Raw genomic sequence first — 1,434 nt, 5'->3', positions numbered from 1 at the left:
AGCGAAACACCGCGCTACCGGGTGCTTGGCGACCTGGCCGATGCGAAGGGGGCGCAATTGAGCTGGCGGCTGGTCGATGCCGATGCGGTGAAAGGCACCCCCGATTACGAATTCAGCATGGCGCTGGACGAAGTCTGGGCCGGCTTCGGCAATGCCGGCAGTGGAACCCTCAGTGGTCGCGTATTGAACCTTGATCGACCGCTGATGATGACTGCCCAGGACAATCGATTCATCGCCGTCAAACGGGTCTTCCCCGAAGCCCGTGAGCGCACCGGGCTGAATGCGCCGCTGTTGGCCTGGTTGATTTCACCCGAGCATCGGCTGTTTCACCAGCTCTGGCATGCCTCTCGGGACAAATGGCACACCCTGGCCGAAGACAAGCGCAATGCCCTGCGTGGCCTCGGCTGGCAGCCTGGCCCGCGCGACAAGGAACGTGATGCCCGTGGGGCACGCAAGGATCGTAACGGTTCGGGCGTGGACTTTTTTTTCATGCATCGACACATGCTCGGCACCGCGCGGTCGTTGCAGGACTTGCCGTCATGGCCACACTTCCCTTTGCCTCAACCCGAATTGGCCCGTGATCGTGTCGGCTTTGCCCACTACTTCGACAACCACGACGGCACCGCACTGCCGCCGACCTGGCTGGCCGATGACGATGCTGAATATTCGAAATGGGTCAGCGACATCAAGACCGCCGAGACGTATCACAGTAATTTCCAGGTCTGGGAATCGCGCTACCGCGACCCGCGTTATCTGTCGAAGCTGACCCTGGGCCAGTTCGGTTCCGAGGTGGAGTTGGGCTTGCACGACTGGCTGCACATGCGCTGGGCCTCGGTGCCTCGTGACCCGTCCAACGGCCACCCGGTGCCGTTCGCCCGAGATCCTGCGGACTTCTCCGCGCGTTGGTTTGCAGCGGAAAACGACTTCCTCGGCGATCCGTTTTCGTCCCATGTGAACCCGGTGTTCTGGCATTTCCACGGCTGGATCGATGACCGGCTGGAAGACTGGTTTCGCGCGCACGAACGCTTTCATCCGGGGGAGGTGAGTTGGCTGGAGATTAACGGTGTGCCATGGTTTGCGCCGGGGCGTTGGGTGGAAGTCGCTGATCCATGGTTGGGGCCGGGCACCCACGGATGCAACACCACCCCGGGGTTGCAGGCGGGCAAGTCGGTGGAGATGGACCCGGAAACCATGAAGCTGGCGTTGCGGATAACGTTTGGCGAGGATGAGAAAAAGCTGGCGGATATGTTCAGGAAGGTGCCGCAGCGGCCCTGGTATGCGCGGCATTTGAAGGCTAAGCCGCTCTCTACATGATCGTCCCCCCATTTGCGTGGGAAAGCATCCCGGGACGCTCTGCGTCCCACTCAAGAGCCGAACGCGGAGCGTCCGTTGAGGCATTCCCACGCGGAGCGTGGGAACGATCATCACAAAACC

1 protein-coding gene is annotated in these 1,434 nt (G+C 61.6%); it reads left to right on the top strand.

What is annotated here, in order from left to right; all coding sequences use genetic code 11:
* A partial coding sequence (gene pvdP, locus AC1DSG_RS31130; protein ID WP_477794289.1) for a pyoverdine maturation tyrosinase PvdP occupies positions 1-1,314 on the top strand: 1,314 nt, incomplete at its 5' end.
* Positions 1,315-1,434 lie beyond the last annotated feature (120 nt).

This window comes from Pseudomonas sp. P5_A12 (assembly GCF_056400685.1).
The sequence above is the reverse complement of the archived record's forward strand: the minus strand, read 5'-3'. Positions and strand labels throughout refer to the sequence as shown.